An 18,671-nucleotide genomic window follows, 5' to 3' on the forward strand; every position below is an offset into this window, starting at 1 on the left:
CGACGGAGTGAAGTTTGCTCGTAATCCTGCTCGTCCATGCCGCGGCCGCCTTGCTGGCTCCGCTGTGTGTGCGGGCACTGGGGCGCAACGCTTTCTACCTGCTGGCCGCGATCCCGCTCGGCGGCCTGGGGTGGGTCCTCGCGAATTGGTCCGAGCCACAGCGTGTCCGGCTGGCCTGGGCGCCGAGCATCGCACTGAATATCGAACTGCGTTTCGACACGCTCGCGGCCGTCCTGTGCGCGCTCGTGCTCGGCATCGGAGCGCTGGTTCTGGTCTACTGCGGCAGGTATTTCGACAACGACGAGCCACGGCTCGGGGTGTTCGCCGCCGAGCTGGTCGGCTTCGCCGGGGCCATGTTCGGGCTGGTCACCAGCGACAACATGGTGCTGCTCTATGTGTTCTGGGAAGCGACGACAGTGCTGTCGTTCCTGCTCATCGGGCACAACGCCGAGCAGGCGGCCAGTCGAAGGTCCGCGATTCAAGCCCTGCTGGTGACCGGGGCGGGCGGATTGGCGATGCTGGCCGGCATCGTCGTGCTCGGCACCGCGAGCGGCAGCTATCTGCTCTCGGATCTGCTGTCCGGGGCGCATCCACCGAACGGGCTCGCGATCGACGTCGCGGTGGCGCTGTTACTGGTCGGCGCGCTCACCAAGTCAGCCGTGGTGCCTTTGCATTTCTGGCTGCCCGGCGCGATGGCCGCGCCGACGCCGGTGAGCGCGTACCTGCACGCGGCGGCGATGGTGAAGGCGGGTGTGTACCTGGTCGCCCGCCTGGCGCCGGTGTTCGCGCAGAATCCGGTGTGGCACCCGCTCGTGCTCACCCTCGGCCTGGCTTCGATGCTGCTGGCCGGGCTGCGGGCGCTACAGGTCGTGGACCTGAAGCTGGTGCTGGCCTTCGGCACGGTGAGCCAGCTGGGGTTCCTGATCGTGCTCGTCGGCATCGGCACGCCCGGCGCCGCGCTGGCCGGGGTGTCGTTGATCGTCGCGCACGCGCTGTTCAAGGCGTGCCTGTTCCTGGTGGTCGGGATCATCGATCACGGTGCGGGCACGCGGGATCTACGCCGGTTGTCCGGTCTCGGCCGCCGGGCTCCCGTGCTGTGCGCCACCGCGGTGCTCGCCGCGCTCAGCATGGCGGGGATCCCGCCGCTGCTCGGCTTCGTCGGCAAGGAGAGCGCGCTGAGCGCCGTGCTGGACGCCGACGTGCTCACCGCCCCCGCACGCAGCGCGGTATTCGCCGGCGTGGTGCTCGGTTCGATGCTGACCGTCGGCTACAGCATCCGATTCGTCTGGGGCGCCTTCGCCGACAAGCGCGGTGCGCCGGAGCCCGCCCCCGGCACCACCACCGTCGCTCACCACCCGAGCGAAGTACCGATCGCCGAGGACCAGCCGGAAGGCGGGGACCATTGCCGCTGGCACCCGCCGGGCGCGCTGTTCCTGGCGTCACCGGCGCTCCTCGCCGTCGCGAGTCTCCTCGCCGGTCTCGCGCCGTCGTGGCTGGACGCCCGGTTGCGTCCCTACGCCGAAACGCTGACCGGCCCCGCGCCCGAGCATCTGGCGCTGTGGCACGGATTCACCCCCGCATTGGCGACGACGCTGCTGATCGTCGCCGTAGGTGTCGCGCTGTACCGGCTGCGCACCCGCTTCGTCGAATCGGCGCACCCGCGCCTGGGCAACGCCGACCGCGCCTACGACGCCACGCTGCGCGCGATGGACACCCTCTCGCTGCGAATGACCGGCGCCGTACAGCGCGGGTCGCTGCCGCTGAGTCAGGCCGCGATCCTGGTCACGCTGATCGTCCTGCCGACCGCCCTGCTCGCCGTCGGCACCCGCACCGGCGTGACGCTGCGGTGGTGGGATTCGCCCCTGCAAGCGGCCATCGGCGCGATCATGGTGGTGACCGCGCTCGCGGCGACGGTGCTGCGCAACCGATTGGCGAGCGTGCTGGTCGTCGGCGTGACCGGTTACGGCAGTGGCGTGATCTTCGCGCTGCACGGCGCGCCCGACCTCGCGCTGACCCAATTCCTGGTGGAGACGCTGACGCTGGTGATCTTCGTTCTGGTCCTGCGCGCCTTTCCCGCGCGGATCGAGGCCAGCCGCGCGACCGCGTTCAAGTTCCGCAGGGCGATGCTGGCCGCGGGGACCGGAGCGGTGGTCGCGGTTCTGGCCGGTTTCGCCGTCGCCGCCCGCACCGCCGAACCCATCTGGCCCCGGATTCCCGACGCGGCTTACGAATTCGGCGGCGGGAAGAACGCCGTGAACGTCCTGCTGGTCGACCTACGGGCCTGGGACACCCTCGGTGAGATCTCGGTGCTCGTCGTCGCCGCCACCGGCGTCGCGTCCTTGGTGTTCCGCAGCAGGCGTTTCGGCAGCGCGCCGCGCGCGGCGGACTCTCCCGACTACGACCCGGAACTGGTGAGCTGGCTGCCCGCGGGCCGGTTGGTCGACCGGGCCGAACGGTCGATGGTCCTGCAGATCACCACCCGGCTGGTGTTCCCGACCATCATGCTGCTGTCGGTCTACTTCTTCTTCTCCGGGCACAACGCGCCGGGCGGCGGGTTCGCGGGCGGGCTCACCGCGGGGCTCGCGCTGACCCTGCGGTATCTCGCGGGCGGGCGCTACGAACTGGGCGAGGCGCTGCCCGTCGACGCGGGGCATGTCCTCGGTGCGGGCCTCACCTTGGCAGCGGGCACCGCGGTCTCCTCGCTGCTGCTCGGCGCGCCGCCGCTGTCCTCGGCGATCATCGAGGTTTCGCTGCCGGTGGTCGGCCACGTCAAGGTGGTCACCGCGCTGCTGTTCGATCTCGGCGTCTATCTGATCGTGGTCGGCCTGGTGCTGGACGTGCTGCGCAGTCTCGGCGCGCGGCTGGACAGCGAGCTGGCCGACGCCGAGCCCCCGGCGAGGAAAGGCGGTTCCCGCGCATGACCGCGAATCTGACCCTGCTGATCGTGATCGGCGTCCTGGTCGCGTGCGGGGTGTATCTGATCCTGGAACGCGCCGTGTCGAAGATGCTGCTCGGGTTGATCCTGTTCGGCAACGCGGTGAACCTGCTGATCCTCACCGCGGGCGGCGGCGACGGCGCGGCACCCATCCGGGGGGCGGCCGCCACCGCGGAGATGGCCGACCCGCTCGCTCAGGCGATGGTGCTCACCGCCATCGTGATCACCATGGGCATCGCGGCCTTCGTGCTCGCGCTGGCCTACCGCGCCTACATGCTCACCACCAGCGACGACGTCGCCAACGACGAAGAGGACGCGGAGGTCGCCCGGCGGCGGGCCGGAGAGGACCCGGAGACGTGAGCCTGTCCCCCGGCCTGCTGCCGGTCCTCGCGCCGCTGCCGGTGCTCGTTCCGCTGCTCGGCGCCGCGGCCACGCTCGTCTTCGGCCGCAGGCCCCGCATCCAGAGCGTGGTCATCGTCGGGGCGCTCACCGGTGTGGTGGTGATCTGCGGGCTGCTGCTGTTCCTGGCCGACCGGGACGGCACCACCGCGTTGCAGGTCGGCGATTGGGCGGCGCCGATCGGCATCACGCTGGTGGTGGACCGGCTCTCGGCGGCGATGCTGCTCGTCTCGTCCATCGTGCTGCTGTCGGTCGCCCTCTACGGCGCGGGCCAGAACATTCGCGACGGCGACGAGCGGCAACCCACCTCCATCTACCGGCCGACGTATCTGGTGCTGACCGCGGGTGTTTCGGCCGCTTTCCTGGCCGGTGACCTGTTCAACCTGTTCGTGGGTTTCGAGATCCTGCTCGCCGCGTCGTTCGTGCTCCTCACGGTGGGCGCGACCACCGAACGCATCCGCGCGGGCGTGGCCTACGTGATGGTGTCGATGGTCTCCTCGCTGATCTTCCTCACCGGCATCGGGCTCACCTACGCGGCCACCGGAACGCTGAATCTCGCCCAGCTCGCGGTGCGGTTCGGCGCGGTGCCGGAGGGCACCCGCACGGCGATCTTCGGAGTGCTGCTGGTGGCGTTCGGCATCAAGGCCGCCGTCTTCCCGCTGTCGAACTGGCTGCCCGACTCCTATCCGACCGCCCCGGCCCCGGTCACCGCCGTGTTCGCCGGCCTGCTCACCAAAGTCGGTGTGTACGCGATCATCCGCACGCACTCGCTGCTGTTCCCCACGGGCGGCTTCGACGCGATCCTGCTGACGTGCGGCCTGCTGACCATGCTCGTGGGCATCCTCGGCGCCATCGCGCAGAGCGACATCCGCCGCTTGCTGTCGTTCACCCTGGTCAGCCACATCGGTTACATGGTGTTCGGGGTGGGCTTGGCCACCGCGTCGGGGCTGGCGGGCGCGGTCTTCTACGTGGCGCACCACATCCTGGTGCAGACCGCGCTGTTCCTGGTGGCGGGGCTGATCGAGCGGCAGGCCGGCTCGACCTCGCTGCGCAGGCTGGGCGGGCTCGCCGCGGCCAGTCCGCTGCTGGCGGTGCTGTTCCTCATTCCCGCGCTGAATCTCGGCGGGATACCCCCGTTCTCCGGGTTCATCGGCAAGGTCGCGCTCTTGCAGGCGGGCGCCGAACGCGGCAGCGTGCTGGCCTGGCTGCTGGTCGGGGGCGCGGTGCTCACCAGCCTGCTCACCCTCTACGCGGTCGCCCGGGTATGGAGCAAGGCGTTCTGGCGGCCCCGCGCGGACGCCCCCGAGGGTCATCTCACCGCGGCGAAGCCGCCGACGCTGATCGAGGAGGCGACCGACGTGCACTACGACGAGCGCACCGATCCCGGCCGGATGCCGCCGCTGATGGTGTTGTCCACCGCGGCGCTCGTGGCGGTCGGGCTGTGCCTGACGGTGCTGGCCGGTCCGATCCTGACGATCGCCGACCGAGCCGCGGCCGACCTGCGCGACCCCGGCGTGTACATCGGTGCGGTGCTGGGTGGTTCGCGATGAGCGTCGAGCAGACCGGGCGCGGCCGCGGACACGAGGCGGTCGTCCGGGTCGGCGTCCTCGTGTGGCTCACCGTGGTCTGGCTCGCCCTGTGGGGCGATCTGAGCGTCGCGAACCTGCTGGGCGGGCTGGTGGTCGCCGCCCTGATCATGGTGGCGTTGCCGCTGCCACGCGTTCCGGTGTCGGGTCGGCTGAACCCGCTGCCGCTGCTCGAACTGGTCGTGGTGAGCGCCTATTACGCGCTGGAGTCGAGCCTCCAGGTCGCCTGGTTCGCGATCCGGCCCGCTCCCACCCCGGTGTCCGGAGTGCTGCGGGTGTACGCCCGCACGCGGTCGGATCTGGTGCTGGTGCTCTGGACCGATGTGCTCAACCTGATCCCCGGCACGATGGTGCTGGAGATCGACCGCAGGCGCTGCGTCATCTACGTCCACGTCTTGGACGTGGGCAGCGACGCGGCCGTGGACAAGTTCTTCCGGATCACCCGGCGGCTGGAACGCCTGCTGATCGAAGCCTTCGAACGCCCGACCGGATGGCCGTACTCCCGGCCGCCCGCACCCTCGGAGGTGGCGGAGTGACCGTCGTCGCCGTGCTCGCCGCCGTCGTCCTGACGGCGGCCGGGCTGCTGACCACCTATCGCGTCGTCCTGGGGCCGAGCACGTTGGACCGGGTCGTCGCCCTCGACTCGCTGATGGCCATCGCGGCTTCGGGACTGGCCGTGTGGGCGGCCTACAGCGCCGACACCACCGTGGTGCCCGCGATCGTCGCGCTGGCGCTGGTCGGATTCCTCGGTTCGGCCGCCGTGTCCCGATTCCGGGTACGGGACGACAAATGAACCTTTGGCACGTGCTCGCCGGCTCCCTGATCCTGCTCGGCTCTGCGCTGGCGCTGACCGCCGCGCTCGGCATCGTCCGCTTCCCGGACACGCTGACCCGGATGCACGCGGCCACCAAACCGCAGGTCACCGGGTTGATCCTGGTGCTCGCCGGTGCCGCGATCCAGCTGCGCGGGCACGGCGGTGTCTGGGCGCTGGCGCTGGTGGGGCTGTTCACCCTGCTCACCGCCCCGGTGATCGCCCACCTCATCGGCCGCACCGCCTACCGCGAGCAGCGCCACCGGGACGGCCTGTTGCGCGTCAACGAGATGCGCGACGACGACGTCGACTAGCCGCGTGCCGGACTCAGCGCGCGGCGGGCTCGACCTCCCGTTCGGCCCGCAGCGGCGGCCGCGCGGCCGCGAACCAGGTCGCGTGGAACGCCGCCGCCAGTCCGGCCAGCAGCCCGAGCACGACGGTGCCCGCGAGTACCGGGTACTCGGCCATCGGCACGGCGAGGTAGCGGTAGGACAGCAGCAACGCCGCCAGCACGACCGCCCCGGAGCCGACCAACCGGATCCGGAACCATCCCCAGCCGCGCTCCGGGTCGCGCAACGCCGATTCGACGGTGAGGCACAGCACCGCGCCCGCCACCAAGTCGACGCCGTAGTGGTAGCCGAAGCCGAGCGTGGCGGCGAGCGTGGCCAGCAGCCAGAACGCGCCGCCCCAGCGCAGCCAGCCCGGGGCGGGTTCGCCGTCGCTGTCGCGGCGGGTGTGCAGGAACACCGACAGCGCCCACGCGGTGTGCATCGAGGGCATGCAGTTGCGCGGAACCGCCGCGTCGAACGGCAGCGGCATCGGGTTCCGGTCGATCGGCGGCACCACCCCGGGCCAGTAGTTGCCCAGTTGCAGCCCGTTGCCGTCCGGCCCGAACGCGAACATCGGCCCCACCACCGGAAAGAGCACGTACACCAAGGGACCGATCAAGCCGAGCACCAGGAAGGTCCGCACCAGGTAGTGCGACGGCCACCGGCCCGACGACGTCACTCGGCGCAGCTGCCACACCGCGACGACGATCGCCGCCACGGGCAGCTCGATGTAGACCCAGTGCAGCACCGCGTAGACCACCGGTCCCATCGCGTCGACCGCCCGGCCGAGCACCCACGACGGATCGCCCAGCGCGTGGTCGGCCAGGATCACGTACTCGTCGAGCACGGTCGGCCTGCCGATCACGGTGACGTGCAGCCAGACGTCGCCGACCTTGGTGGCCAGCACCAGCAGCGCGCCGAGCGCGGCCGCGTGCAGCGCGTCGCGCCGTTCGGCGCCGGACCAGCGCAGCCAGGCCACCAGCGCCAGCCCGGTCAGCACGATCACCGGGCCGTTCCCGATCGCGAACGGCGCTCCCGCCACTAGGCGGACGCCCGCCCACACCACGTCGATGGCCGCCGCGACACCCACCACGACCAGCCTGCGGCGGGTCGAGATGCCCACCAGCGCGAGGACGAGCCCCGCCCAGGGCACCGACATCGATTTGGGTGTGCCGATGTAGTCCCGCCCCAAACTCTCCAGGGGGCCTTCGAATCCCTGCCAGAGGGCGACGCCCTGCAACACGATCAGCAGAACCGGCACCGCGGCCACCGCGGCGACGACCCCTACCCGAGTTCGCGGCACGCGACGGCGCGATACCGCACTTCCTACTTCGGAACCCGGGTATTCGACAAGCATCCGACCATAGTAAACGGGGGGTGAACGCCGTCCCCCTGACCAGCTGAACAGCAGCCGACCGCTATCCGGCCGGACGCTACTGCTTCAGCTCCTCGACCAGCGCGTCCACCACCGCGACCAGATCGCCCTGCGACGCCGCCGCGACGCGGCGCTGCCGCTGATAGGACGCCCCGCGCTTGGGGATCTCGGCGACCAGCGCGAGTTCGTCCGCGCAGCCCAGGCGCGCCGCCGTCGGCTCCAACCGGTTCAGCAGATCGTCCAGGTCGTCGGTGACCAAACGCTCGTTGCTGTCGGCGTCGGTGATGATGATCGCGTCCAGCCCGTAACGGGCGGCGCGCCACTTGTTCTCCTGCACGTGCCACGGCGGCAGGGTGGGCAGGTCCTCGCCGTTCTCGACGCGGTGATCGAGGTCGACGATCAGGCAATGGATGAGGGCGGCCAGCGCCGCCAGTTCGGTGCGCGTGGAGATGCCGTCGCAGACCCGCACCTCGATGGTGCCCCACTTGGGCGCCGGGCGGATGTCCCAGTGCATGCCGCCCAGCTGCGTGAACACGCCCGTCTTGACCTCGTCGTGCACGAAATGCTCGAACTGGGTCCAGTTCTCGAACTGGAACGGCAGGCCCGCGGTCGGCAGCTGCTGGAACATCAGCGTCCGGTTGCTGGCATACCCGGTATCCGACCCGGACCACATCGGCGAACCCGCCGACAGCGCGAGCAGATGCGGATACGACAGCAGCAAGGAGTTGAGGATCGGAAACACCTTGTCGCGGTGGGAGACCCCGACGTGCACGTGCACACCCCAGATCATCATCTGGCGGCCCCACCACTGCGTGCGCTCGATCAACTCGTCGTAGTGCTCCGACCGGGTCAGTTGCTGGGCCGACCACTGCGCGAACGGATGGGTTCCCGCGCAGAACAAGTCGACGCCCAAGGGGTCGGCCGCGCGCCGCACCGTGTTCATGGTGCCGGTCAGGTCCTCCACCGCCGCGCCGACGGTCTCGTGCACACCGGTGACGAGTTCGACGGTATTACGCAGCAACTCCTTGGTGACCTGCGGCGTGCCGTCGTGGGCGCGCAGCTCACCGAGGGAATCGAACACCGCCGCAGCGGTATTCGACAGGTCGCGGGTCACCTTGTCCACCAAGGCGATCTCCCATTCGACCCCGATGGTGGGCCGGGGCGAACCTTCGAAGGGAACGTGCTCGATTCCTGCCCCGGCCATATGCCACCCGCGCTACTGGATCACGCCACAGGCGACACGGCCACCCGCGTCGCCCGTCGCTAGGGTCGACTCATCGGGACCCGCGACGCCGTCGGCGCGGGAATAACGGTTGGGGATGTTGCCGAAGTTGTCGGCGTCGGCGTGGATGATCAGGGCCTTGCCCTTGACGTCGTCCAGCGTCACCGCGTCGGTGGTGGTGACCAGCTTGGCCACGCCGTCGCCGCGCACCTCCAGCGAGGTCAGATCGCCGCTGGCCGGATGCGCGTTGGCGCTGCCGACCTGCAGATGGCCACCGGCGGACAAGAAGTCGCCCGCCGGGCCGCCGGTCGGCGCGACGGAGTTCGGCTCGCACTTGCCTACCTGGTGCACGTGCAGGCCGTGGAAGCCGGGACGCAGCCCGTGCGCCTCGACGGTGATCTGCAGGTGGTTGCCGTCCTTGGCGAAGTTCGCGGTGCCGACCGACGCGCCCGAGGGGTCCTTCAACTGCACGTTCACCCCCTCCTCGGTGTGCGGGGTGCCGTGCTCGGTGCTCGACCGACCGGCCGGGGCGGGGGACCCGGTCCACACCGGCGGGGTGGTTCCCTGGACGTCACTCGACTCCTGGCTGTTCGAGCAGGCGGCGAGGCCGAACACCGCGACCGCGAGCACCGGGGTCACAGTCCGCCAGGACGGGCGTCGAGTTGTGGACGGGGCCATCGGGGAACTCCTTTACGAGTACCGAGTTTACGAGTAAAGCTGGGTGGACACGTTCGTTACCGGACAAGATGATGCCACGCCGCGCCGCCGCGCCCCCGACAGGGCGGCGTGCCCTCACCTCACGTTCGCCGGTCCGCGCGTACGAACAGCGGCTACACGGGTCAGTTACCCGTGACGATCACGGTTACACCCGGTCCGGTGTCCCCGATTGCGTCCGATTTGGGTGCCACCGCCGCGCCGAGATCGTCCGCGATGGCCTGTGCCGCTTCCTTGTCGCCAGCCGAATTGCCGTAGTAGACAGTGGTTTTCGCGATATTCGAGCCGGGGTAGTTGCCCGTTTCCGCGATGGTCCACCCGTCCGCCGCGAGCTGACCGGCCGTCTTGGCCGCGAGCCCGGCCACCATACTGTTGTTGAGCACGCGAACCGGGACCGAACGGGCCGCCGCGGACGTGGTCGGCGCGGCCGTGGTGGTCGGCGTCACCGCGGCGGACGAGGCCGCTGCCGAGGTCGGCGCCTTGGGCGCGGTGGTGCTCGCCGGGACCTGCGGCGCGGCGGTCGCGCTGGAGGTCGGCGAATCGCTGGTTCCCGAGGCGTCGGTGTCGGCGTCGGAACTCGACAGCGACATCGCGCCGAGACCGGCGAAGACGATGGCCAACGCGATCAGCACCATCGCCAGGGCGCGCAACGGTGGCCCACCGGAGGTGGGATTCGGGTAGCTCACCCTCGCGAGCCTAGTCGCACCGAGCGGGTCCGGGTCCGCATCGCCGGGTCAGACCTGGAATCCCAGCCGGCGCGCCGCACGCGCCTTCTGCCTGCTCGCGCGCAGCCTGCGCAGCCGCTTCACCAGCATCGGATCGGCGGCCAGCGCCTCGGGCCGGTCGACCACCGCGTTCAGCACCTGGTAGTACCGCGTCGGTGACATGGCGAACAGCTCGCGGATCGCCTCTTCCTTCGCGCCCGCGTACTTCCACCACTGGCGCTCGAAGGCCAGGATGTCGAGTTCGCGGCGGCTCAGTCCGGCGTCGTCGGCCTGTCCGGCCGCGGCGTGTCCCGTCGTGACCTCTTCGCTCGCGGAAAGGCCGTCCTGGCTCTCGGAAAGATTCCGTGCCGCTGCGCCGTCCATCTCGCTCCCTCGCCGAGTGACCACCAGACGAAAATGGTGCTTGTACGTCGCGGAACATTCAACCACGCGCGCCGGGAATCGCCCGGGCCGCGGCGCGGCGTGTTCCCTACCTGCCGGTAGTTCCCGGCACCCGGGGCGGGGTGACGTGGCGCGCACGGCAATAATTGGCGCATGGCAATCCTCCCGATCGTGATCGTCGGCGACCCGGTTCTGCACAACCCGACCGAGCGGGTCACGCAATCGCCGGAGGAATTGGCTCCGCTCATCGCGGACATGTACGAGACGCTCGAGGCGGCGCACGGCGTGGGCCTCGCGGCCAACCAAGTCGGCGTTCCGCTGCGCCTGTTCGTCTACGACTGCCCCGACCTGGGCGCGGACGGCGCCGCCACCCGCCGCCGCGGGGTGGTGGTCAACCCGGTGCTGGAGACCTCGGAGCTCCCGGAGACCATGCCCGACCCGGACGACGACGAGGAGGGTTGTCTGTCGGTTCCCGGCGAGCAGTTCCCCACCGGCCGCGCCGAGTGGGCGAAGGTGACCGGCACCGACGAGCGCGGCGAGCCGATCGAGGTGGAGGGCAAGGGCTTCTTCGCGCGCATGCTGCAGCACGAGGTCGGGCACCTGGACGGGTTCCTCTACGTGGACGTACTGATCGGCCGCAACGCGCGCGCCGCCAAGAAGGCGATCAAACGCAACGGCTGGGGCACACCGGGCCTGACCTGGCTGCCGGGCACCGATCCCGATCCGTTCGGGCATGACGACTGACCCCGCCGCCGGTCTGCCCGATATCCCGCTCGGCCGCCGCGTGGTGCTGCGCTATCAGCTGCCCGCGGGTTATCCCCAACCGCTGACCGACGTGATCGGCGAGCTCGTCTCCTTGGACCCGCCGACCGTGCGCGGCGCCGACGGCACGGTCGTCTCGGTGGCGCCGGAGCGCGTGGTCGCGCTGAAGGCCCTGGGCCCCAGGCCGATTCGCACGAAGGAGATCCGCGCGCTGGAGGCCGCGGCCGCCTATGGCTGGCCGGGCGTCGAGCACGCGTGGATCGACGGCTGGCTGGCACGCGCGGGTCACGGATACACGGGGCGCGCGAATTCGGCTGTGCCGCTCGGCAGCTCGGACGGGCCCGCCGCCGTCTCCGCGGAGACGCTGCGCCGGATCGGCGAGTGGTACACCGCGCACGGCCTGCCCGTGCAGCTCGCGCTGCCCGATCGGCTGGCCCCCGTGCCGCCCGGCTGGCACAGCTGGCGGGAGACGCTGATGCTGGCCATCGATATCGACAATTTCGTTCTGCCGCAGGGCCCTTCGATGGTGCGGATCGCGCCCGCGCCGGACCACGACTGGCTGGGGATGCACCGCTACGGCGGCGAAGATCCTGCCGCTCGCCCGATTTCCGTTCCCGCGCCGGATCCCGAGGTGCTGACCGCGGTCCTGGACGGTGAACTGGGCTTCGCCTCGCTCGGCCTGCCGCGCCCCATCGCGATCGGCCGCGGCGCGCTCACCACCGCCCCGGACGGACGACGCTGGATCGGCCTCACCTGCGTGGCCGTCGCCGCCGCGCACCGCAGGCACGGGCTCGGTTCGCTGGTCTGCGCCGAGCTGGTGCGCTGGGGTCACGACCGCGGCGCGACGCACGCGTATCTCCAGGTGGAGGCGGCCAACGAGGCGGCCGTCGCGATGTACCGCGAACTGGGTTTCGTCGATCACCACGCCTACCGCTACGCCGCGCCCGAACCCCTCGCCGGGCCCGGCGGACTGCGGTAGAACAGACCTGTCACCCGCGAAGGAAGGCCGCAGTGCGTCTCGCCACCTGGAATGTCAACTCGATCCGCTCCCGGCTCGACCGTGTCGCGGACTGGCTCGATCGCCAGGACATCGACGTGCTGGCCATCCAGGAGACCAAGTGCCGTGACGACCAGTTCCCGTTCGAGCGCTTCGACGAGCTGGGCTACGAGGTCGCCCATCTGGGGATCAACCAGTGGAACGGGGTGGCGATCGTCTCCCGGGTCGGTCTCGCCGATGTCGAGTTCGCCTTCCCGGACCAGCCCGGTTTCGACAAGGACGCGGGCGAGTCGCTGATCAGCACGCCGGTCGTCGAGTCCCGCGCGATCGGCGCCACCTGCGGTGGCGTGCGGGTGTGGAGCCTGTACGTGCCCAACGGCCGCACCCTGGGCGACCCGCACTACGCCTACAAGCTGGAATGGCTGGCCGCGCTGCGGGACAACGGCGCGCGCTGGCTGGCCGAGGACCCGCAGGCCAAGATCGCGCTGGTGGGCGACTGGAACATCGCCCCGACCGACGACGATGTGTGGTCCGTGGAGTACTTCGCCGACAAGACGCACACGTCGCAGCCGGAACGCGCGGCCTTCCAGGCCGTCGTGGACGCCGGATACGCGGATGTCATGCGCCCGTTCGCGCCGGGACCGGGCGTTTACACCTATTGGGATTACACCCAGCTGCGCTTCCCGCGTAAAGAGGGGATGCGCATCGATTTCATCCTCGCTTCCCCCGCGCTCGCCGCCACCGTGACGGACGCCATGGTCGATCGTGAGGCGCGAAAGGGCAAGGGCGCCAGCGACCACGCTCCGGTGATCGCCGAATTCGCCGACGAACCCGGGCGCTCGTGACGCGCCCGGCACAGCCGCCTTTCCCGCGCCGCAGCAGCGGAAACCGGCCGGCCGGCGCCCGGCTCGGCGTGAACGGCGACGCGGGACAACGGCAGCGGGCGCAGCATCTCGGCCCGGAGCGCCGCCGCCCGCAGGTGCTCGACGCCGCGCTCGCCATCGCCGTGGAGCACGGCATCGCCGCGGTCACCATGGCCGCGATCGCGGAGCGGATGAACGTGACCAGGCCGGTGGTCTACGCCTGCTTCGCCGATCGGGTCGAGCTGATCGAGGCGCTGATCCAGCGCGAGGAAGGCTACCTGGTCAGCGGCGTGCTGGAGGTGGTGACGCCGCGGGACGTGGACGCGGACGAGACCGTGTTCGTCGAGGGATTCCGCGCGCTGCTGACGAAGGCCGCGAGCAGGCCCGACGCCTGGCGGCTGGTCTACGGGAACCCCGACCCCGCCGTGGCGAAGTCGTTCGGGCGCGGCCGCGCGCTCGTGGTCGAGCGCTGTGCCAAGCTCCTACGCCCGACGTTGCGCGCCTGGGGCACCGCCGACGCCGAGCGCAAGCTGCCGGTGCTGGTGGAGCAGTGGGTGTCCGCGGGCGAGGGCGCCGTGCGCGCGCTGCTCGCGGACCAGGACGGCTGGACACCGGCGGATCTCGGCGCGTTCGTCGGGGCCGCGGTCTACCGCGCCCTGCGAAACGCCTGATAGACGATCCGGCCGCACTACGATGGTGATCAACTATCCGACCACGGGCTGGCGGAGGAACGGTCATGGCGTTCTATCGGCAAGTGGGTGCGGTACCGCCGAAGCGGCACACCCAGCATCGTGACGAGCAAGGCCGGCTCTACTACGAGGAGCTGATGGGCGAGGAGGGCTTCTCCGGCGACTCCTCGCTGCTCTATCACCGCGGCCTGCCGCCCGCGCTGGTCGATTCGACGGTCTGGGAGTTGCCCGACCAGCGGACCACGCCGAATCATCCACTGCGCCACCGCCATCTGCGGCTGCACGCCCTGTTCCCCGGCGACACCCCGGCCGAGACCGATCCGGTCACCGGGCGGCGCCTGCTGCTCGGCAACGCGGATGTGCGCATCTCCTACGTCGTCGCCAAGGGCGGATCGCCGTTGTACCGCAACGCGATCGGCGACGAACTGGTGTACGTGGAGTCCGGCGCGGCGGTGGTGGAGACCGTGTTCGGCGCGCTGCCCGCGCGTCAGGGTGATCAGGTCCTCATTCCGCGTGCGACCACGCACCGCTGGCGGCCCACCGGACCGGATGCCCTGCGCGCGTATGTGATCGAGGCGACCGGGCACATCACGCCGCCGAAGCGCTACCTGTCGAAGTTCGGCCAGCTGCTCGAGCACGCCCCGTATTGCGAGCGCGACCTGCACGGACCGACCGAGCCGCTCACCACGACCGGCGCCGACGTGGAGGTGCTGGTCAAGCACCGGCCCGGCGGACAGGTCGTCGGCACCCGGATGGTCTATGCCAGCCATCCGTTCGACGTGGTCGGCTGGGACGGCTGCCTGTACCCGTTGACCTTCAATATCGCCGACTTCGAGCCGATCACCGGCCGCATCCATCAGCCGCCGCCCGTCCATCAGGCATTCGAGGGCGGCAACTTCGTCGTCTGCAATTTCGTGCCGCGCAAAGTGGACTATCACCCGCTGTCGATCCCCGTGCCGTACTACCACTCCAACGTCGACTCCGACGAAGTGATGTTCTATTGCGGCGGGAACTACGAGGCGCGCAAGGGCTCCGGGATCGCCCAGGGTTCGGTGTCGGTGCATCCCGGCGGCTACGCGCACGGCCCGCAACCCGGCGCCTACGAGAACAGCATCGGCATCGAGTACTTCGACGAGCTGGCCGTCATGGTGGACACCTTCCGCCCGCTGGAACTCGGCGAGGGTGCGCTGGCCTGCGAAGACACCACCTACGCGTGGACCTGGTCCGGGCGGGGCCCCGAGTGAGGACGAGAGTCGAGGTATCCCCGGAGTCCCTGTTCGGTCCGGACAACCTGCCGTACGGCGTGTTCGCGCCGACCGGCGGCAGTCCCCGGGTCGGCGTGCGGCTCGGCGAACACGTCATCGATGTGGCTGCGCTCCTGGATGATCCGCTGTTCGCCCAACCGAGCCTGAACGCCTTCCTCGCGCAGGGTCCCGCACGCTGGCGCGCGGTGCGCGACCGAATCCGCGAGGCGGTCGAGGGGGAGGTGGACAGCGCCGCGGTACACCCCCTGTCCGACGTGGCACTGCGGCTGCCGGTGCGGATCGGCGACTACGTGGACTTCTACGCGAGCATCGATCACGCGACGAATCTCGGCCGCCTGTTCCGGCCGGATGGTGACCCGCTGCTGCCGAACTGGCGGCACCTGCCGGTGGGCTATCACGGGCGGGCGGGGACCGTGGTGGTGTCCGGCACCGACGTGGCGCGGCCGTGCGGGCAGCGCCGATCGGAATCCGGCGCGCCGGATTTCGGCCCGTCGCGGCGGCTGGACATCGAGGCGGAGCTCGGCTTCGTGATCGGCGTCGGCTCGCGGCTCGGCGCGCCGGTCGGCATCGACGAGTTCGCCGACCGGGTGTTCGGCGTCGCGCTGGTCAACGATTGGTCCGCCCGCGACATCCAGGCGTGGGAGTACCAGCCGCTCGGCCCGTTCCTCGGCAAGTCGTTCGCGACCTCCATGTCGCCGTGGATCACCCCGCTGGCCGCGCTCGAGTCCGCGCGGGTACCGCTGCCCGAGCAGTCGCCCGCGCCGCTGCCCTACCTGCGCGGGACGGAGCATTGGGGCCTGGACATCGAACTGACCGTGGCGTGGAACGGACAGCCGGTCGCGTACCCGCCCTACCGCCGGATGTACTGGTCACCGGCGCAGATGCTCGCCCATCTCACCTCGAACGGCGCCGCCACGCGACCCGGGGATCTGTACGCCTCAGGCACCGTCTCCGGCCCCGAACCGGACCAGCGCGGCTCCTTCATAGAGTTGTCCTGGGGCGGCAGCGAGCCCGTCCTGGTGAACGACCGGAAACGTACCTTCCTGGAGGACGGCGACGAAGTGACGATCACGGCCTCGGCTCCCGGGCCGGGTCCGGCCCGGATCGGATTGGGCGAGGTCACCGGGCGCATCGTTCCGGCACACTCGCCCGGTCGCGGCGCCCAGGAGCGACGACGATAGCCGCGCCGCAGCAGCAACCGGCTGGCGCTTGAGCGCGCCGGCATCCGGGTACGCCGCCGCTACGGCCCCATCCGCCTGACAAGGAGCGAGGTCATGACCGATCGCCCGCACGCAGCGCACCGCCGCCCCGATGGCGTCGACGATGTCACCGTGGCCGCCACCGGCAAACTCTCCGAAGCCCTGGAGACCATCGAACGCGCACGCGGCCATCTGTACGCCTTCCACCAGCTGACCGGCGGGGCTGATCTGGCGCTCGACGAGGCCGTGGAGCTGTTCCGCGAGGCCGGGCACGCGCACATCGCCGAGCGGATCTCCACCGAGTTGATCGGCCGCAACGTCCTGGCCGGGCGTTGGACATTCCAGGTCGTCGAGGAATACGACGACGGCTACTACGGCCTGTTCCGCGACGTCGAGCGGGCCGCCCGGGAGGAACTGCTCGGCGGACGCCGCCACCTCTACGAAGCCGAGATGAAAGAAGCCCGCCGTACTCATGGCGCACCGGGCCATTCGGCCACGCCGGAGACAGCGGAAGACCCCTGACCGGACAAGCGCCGATGCCGCTGCCTGGCCATTCGCTCCCGCTGCGCGAATCACCGGGCACGGGTCCGGGACGGCCGGGTATGGTCGGGCGGGAAAATTCCACAACCAACGGGGGCTCGCACCAGCGGGCTGAGAGGACGGCTAGCCGCAAGGCGTCAGGGCCGTCGACCGTATGAACCTGACCGGGTAATGCCGGCGTAGGGAGGAAAGAATGGCACCCGACGGCGTCTCCGCACCTGTCGACAGCGTCACCACCGGCCCCATCGAGGGCAGCGTCAAGCACTATCTCGAGGTCGAGGACCTGCGCATTCCGGTGCGCCGGATCAATCTGACCAACGGGGAGCATTTCGACGTCTACGACACGTCCGGCCCGTACACCGACGAGACGGCGACGATCGATCTCGAAGGCGGTCTACCGAAGCTGCGCGACACCTGGACCAGACCGGAGGGGAAGGGCCCGCGCACCCAGCTCGCCTGGGCCCGTGAAGGCATCGTCACGCCCGAGATGCGGTTCATCGCCGCGCGTGAGGGCGTCTCGCCGGAATCGGTACGCGAGGAGGTGGCCGCGGGCCGCGCGGTCATCCCGGCCAACCATAAGCATCCGGAGCTCGAGCCGACCATCATCGGCAAGAAGTTCCTGGTCAAGATCAACGCGAACATCGGGAACTCGGCCGTCTCCTCCTCGATCGCCGAAGAGGTGGAGAAGATGGTGTGGGCCACCCGCTGGGGCGCGGACACCATCATGGACCTGTCCACCGGCAAGAACATCCACGAGACCCGCGAGTGGATTCTGCGCAACTCCCCCGTTCCCGTCGGCACCGTGCCGATCTACCAGGCGCTGGAGAAGGTGAACGGCGACCCCACCGCGCTCACCTGGGAGATCTACCGCGACACCGTGATCGAGCAGTGCGAGCAGGGCGTGGACTACATGACCGTGCACGCGGGCGTGCTGCTGCGCTATGTCCCGCTGACCGCCAAGCGGGTGACCGGCATCGTCTCGCGCGGCGGGTCGATCATGGCCGCTTGGTGCCTGGCGCACCACCGGGAATCGTTCCTCTACACGCACTTCGAGGAACTCTGCGAGATCCTGGCGCGCTACGACGTCACCTTCTCCCTCGGCGACGGCCTGCGTCCCGGCTCCATCGCCGACGCCAACGACGAGGCGCAGTTCGCCGAGCTGCGCACCCTGGGCGAGCTGACCAAGATCGCGAAATCGCATGGCGTGCAGGTCATGATCGAGGGACCCGGCCACGTGCCGATGCACAAGATCGTGGAGAACGTGCGGCTCGAGGAGGAACTGTGCGAGGAGGCGCCGTTCTACACCCTCGGCCCGCTCGCCACCGACATCGCGCCCGCCTACGACCACATCACCTCCGCGATCGGCGCCGCCATCATCGCGCAGGCGGGCACCGCCATGCTGTGTTACGTCACGCCGAAGGAACACCTCGGCCTGCCCAACCGCGACGACGTGAAAGTCGGCGTGATCACCTACAAGATCGCCGCGCACGCCGCCGACCTCGCCAAGGGCCATCCGCACGCGCAACAGCGGGACGACGCGCTGTCGAAAGCCCGTTTCGAGTTCCGCTGGCGTGACCAGTTCGCGTTGTCGCTGGACCCGGACACCGCGCGCGAATACCACGACGAGACGCTGCCCGCCGAGCCCGCCAAGACCGCGCACTTCTGCTCCATGTGCGGACCCAAGTTCTGCTCGATGCGGATCTCGGCGGACGTGCGCGAGTACGCGGAGCGTCAGGGTCTGAACGAAGTCGAGGCGCTGGAGGCGGGCATGGCGGAGAAGTCCGCCGAGTTCGCCAGTCGCGGCAACGCCGTCTATCTGCCCGTCGTCTCGTAACGACCACCCGCCGCCCGCCACCGGGGCGGGCGGCGGGACGCCGGA

19 protein-coding genes are annotated in these 18,671 nt (G+C 70.2%); 14 read left to right on the forward strand and 5 right to left on the reverse strand.

Annotation, left to right across the window (positions count from 1 at the left end; translation table 11 throughout):
- Positions 1-14 precede the first annotated feature (14 nt).
- Genes QMG86_RS29330 through mnhG form a run of 6 tightly spaced genes read left to right on the forward strand, consistent with a single transcriptional unit; the run spans position 15 to position 6,045 of the window.
- The gene (locus QMG86_RS29330) at positions 15-2,921 is read left to right on the forward strand and encodes a Na+/H+ antiporter subunit A (RefSeq protein WP_281876009.1); all 2,907 of its coding nucleotides are present in this window, start codon (positions 15-17) and stop codon (positions 2,919-2,921) included.
- Complete coding sequence (locus tag QMG86_RS29335) at positions 2,918-3,295, forward strand: Na(+)/H(+) antiporter subunit C (protein WP_281876010.1); 378 nt, start codon at positions 2,918-2,920, stop codon at positions 3,293-3,295. Before QMG86_RS29330 ends, QMG86_RS29335 begins: the two co-directional genes overlap by 4 nt.
- Entirely contained in the window at positions 3,292-4,884 is a 1,593-nt protein-coding gene (locus QMG86_RS29340; protein WP_281876011.1) for a Na+/H+ antiporter subunit D, read from the forward strand. The genes QMG86_RS29335 and QMG86_RS29340 overlap by 4 nt, the downstream gene beginning before the upstream one ends.
- Entirely contained in the window at positions 4,881-5,456 is a 576-nt protein-coding gene (locus QMG86_RS29345; RefSeq protein WP_281876012.1) for a Na+/H+ antiporter subunit E, read from the forward strand. Before QMG86_RS29340 ends, QMG86_RS29345 begins: the two co-directional genes overlap by 4 nt.
- Entirely contained in the window at positions 5,453-5,713 is a 261-nt protein-coding gene (locus QMG86_RS29350) for a monovalent cation/H+ antiporter complex subunit F (protein ID WP_281876013.1), read from the forward strand. Before QMG86_RS29345 ends, QMG86_RS29350 begins: the two co-directional genes overlap by 4 nt.
- Positions 5,710-6,045, forward strand: a complete 336-nt coding sequence (gene mnhG, locus QMG86_RS29355; protein WP_281876015.1) for a monovalent cation/H(+) antiporter subunit G — start codon at positions 5,710-5,712, stop codon at positions 6,043-6,045. The genes QMG86_RS29350 and mnhG overlap by 4 nt, the downstream gene beginning before the upstream one ends.
- Positions 6,046-6,058: 13 nt before the next feature.
- On the opposite strand, the gene QMG86_RS29360 is transcribed toward mnhG, so the two are convergent.
- The 5 genes from QMG86_RS29360 to napA all read right to left on the reverse strand — a co-directional run bounded on the left by QMG86_RS29360 (position 6,059) and on the right by napA (position 10,459).
- Positions 6,059-7,417 carry a phosphatase PAP2 family protein gene (locus tag QMG86_RS29360; protein WP_281876017.1) on the reverse strand — a complete coding sequence of 453 codons (1,359 nt, stop codon included), beginning with the start codon at positions 7,415-7,417 and terminating at the stop codon, positions 6,059-6,061.
- Positions 7,418-7,493: 76 nt separating this feature from the next.
- Positions 7,494-8,639, reverse strand: coding sequence for a glutamate--cysteine ligase (locus tag QMG86_RS29365; protein ID WP_281876019.1), 1,146 nt, complete (start codon positions 8,637-8,639; stop codon positions 7,494-7,496).
- Positions 8,640-8,651: 12 nt separating this feature from the next.
- Positions 8,652-9,335, reverse strand: a complete 684-nt coding sequence (sodC, locus tag QMG86_RS29370) for a superoxide dismutase[Cu-Zn] (RefSeq protein WP_281876021.1) — start codon at positions 9,333-9,335, stop codon at positions 8,652-8,654.
- 161 nt (positions 9,336-9,496) lie between these two features.
- Entirely contained in the window at positions 9,497-10,057 is a 561-nt protein-coding gene (locus tag QMG86_RS29375; RefSeq protein ID WP_281876023.1) for a LytR C-terminal domain-containing protein, read from the reverse strand.
- A 48-nt stretch (positions 10,058-10,105) separates the two neighbouring features.
- A complete protein-coding gene (napA, locus tag QMG86_RS29380; protein WP_281876024.1) occupies positions 10,106-10,459 on the reverse strand; it encodes a nucleoid-associated protein NapA in 354 nt (117 codons plus the stop codon).
- Between the two features lie 171 nt (positions 10,460-10,630).
- Between napA and QMG86_RS29385 the strand changes: the two genes are divergently transcribed.
- The 8 genes from QMG86_RS29385 to thiC all read left to right on the forward strand — a co-directional run bounded on the left by QMG86_RS29385 (position 10,631) and on the right by thiC (position 18,626).
- Entirely contained in the window at positions 10,631-11,221 is a 591-nt protein-coding gene (locus QMG86_RS29385) for a peptide deformylase (RefSeq protein ID WP_281876026.1), read from the forward strand.
- Entirely contained in the window at positions 11,211-12,218 is a 1,008-nt protein-coding gene (locus tag QMG86_RS29390; RefSeq protein WP_281876027.1) for an N-acetylglutamate synthase, CG3035 family, read from the forward strand. Before QMG86_RS29385 ends, QMG86_RS29390 begins: the two co-directional genes overlap by 11 nt.
- 32 nt (positions 12,219-12,250) lie before the next feature.
- The gene (locus QMG86_RS29395; protein WP_281876029.1) at positions 12,251-13,081 is read left to right on the forward strand and encodes an exodeoxyribonuclease III; all 831 of its coding nucleotides are present in this window, start codon (positions 12,251-12,253) and stop codon (positions 13,079-13,081) included.
- A gap of 134 nt (positions 13,082-13,215) precedes the next feature.
- Complete coding sequence (locus QMG86_RS29400) at positions 13,216-13,770, forward strand: TetR/AcrR family transcriptional regulator (RefSeq protein WP_281881184.1); 555 nt, start codon at positions 13,216-13,218, stop codon at positions 13,768-13,770.
- A gap of 65 nt (positions 13,771-13,835) precedes the next feature.
- Positions 13,836-15,032 carry a homogentisate 1,2-dioxygenase gene (locus QMG86_RS29405; protein WP_281876031.1) on the forward strand — a complete coding sequence of 399 codons (1,197 nt, stop codon included), beginning with the start codon at positions 13,836-13,838 and terminating at the stop codon, positions 15,030-15,032.
- Positions 15,029-16,234 carry a fumarylacetoacetase gene (gene fahA, locus QMG86_RS29410; protein WP_281876033.1) on the forward strand — a complete coding sequence of 402 codons (1,206 nt, stop codon included), beginning with the start codon at positions 15,029-15,031 and terminating at the stop codon, positions 16,232-16,234. Before QMG86_RS29405 ends, fahA begins: the two co-directional genes overlap by 4 nt.
- Before the next feature lie 93 nt (positions 16,235-16,327).
- Positions 16,328-16,774, forward strand: a complete 447-nt coding sequence (locus QMG86_RS29415) for a hypothetical protein (RefSeq protein WP_281876034.1) — start codon at positions 16,328-16,330, stop codon at positions 16,772-16,774.
- Between the two features lie 211 nt (positions 16,775-16,985).
- Entirely contained in the window at positions 16,986-18,626 is a 1,641-nt protein-coding gene (thiC, locus tag QMG86_RS29420) for a phosphomethylpyrimidine synthase ThiC (protein WP_281876036.1), read from the forward strand.
- Positions 18,627-18,671: the final 45 nt, after the last annotated feature.

It is taken from the genome of Nocardia sputorum, assembly GCF_027924405.1.
Lineage (GTDB): Bacteria > Actinomycetota > Actinomycetes > Mycobacteriales > Mycobacteriaceae > Nocardia > Nocardia sputorum.

Excerpts from the sequence above, each read along its gene's own strand:
- QMG86_RS29365 (WP_281876019.1), bottom strand. The coding sequence starts at position 8,639 with ATGGCCGGGGCAGGAATCGAGCACGTTCCCTTCGAAGGTTCGCCCCGG.
- thiC (WP_281876036.1), top strand. The coding sequence starts at position 16,986 with ATGGCACCCGACGGCGTCTCCGCACCTGTCGACAGCGTCACCACCGGC.
- QMG86_RS29335 (WP_281876010.1), top strand. The coding sequence starts at position 2,918 with ATGACCGCGAATCTGACCCTGCTGATCGTGATCGGCGTCCTGGTCGCG.
- QMG86_RS29415 (WP_281876034.1), top strand. The coding sequence starts at position 16,328 with ATGACCGATCGCCCGCACGCAGCGCACCGCCGCCCCGATGGCGTCGAC.
- QMG86_RS29405 (WP_281876031.1), top strand. The coding sequence starts at position 13,836 with ATGGCGTTCTATCGGCAAGTGGGTGCGGTACCGCCGAAGCGGCACACC.
- napA (WP_281876024.1), bottom strand. The coding sequence starts at position 10,459 with ATGGACGGCGCAGCGGCACGGAATCTTTCCGAGAGCCAGGACGGCCTT.
- QMG86_RS29360 (WP_281876017.1), bottom strand. The coding sequence starts at position 7,417 with ATGCTTGTCGAATACCCGGGTTCCGAAGTAGGAAGTGCGGTATCGCGC.
- QMG86_RS29385 (WP_281876026.1), top strand. The coding sequence starts at position 10,631 with ATGGCAATCCTCCCGATCGTGATCGTCGGCGACCCGGTTCTGCACAAC.
- QMG86_RS29390 (WP_281876027.1), top strand. The coding sequence starts at position 11,211 with ATGACGACTGACCCCGCCGCCGGTCTGCCCGATATCCCGCTCGGCCGC.
- mnhG (WP_281876015.1), top strand. The coding sequence starts at position 5,710 with ATGAACCTTTGGCACGTGCTCGCCGGCTCCCTGATCCTGCTCGGCTCT.
- QMG86_RS29345 (WP_281876012.1), top strand. The coding sequence starts at position 4,881 with ATGAGCGTCGAGCAGACCGGGCGCGGCCGCGGACACGAGGCGGTCGTC.
- sodC (WP_281876021.1), bottom strand. The coding sequence starts at position 9,335 with ATGGCCCCGTCCACAACTCGACGCCCGTCCTGGCGGACTGTGACCCCG.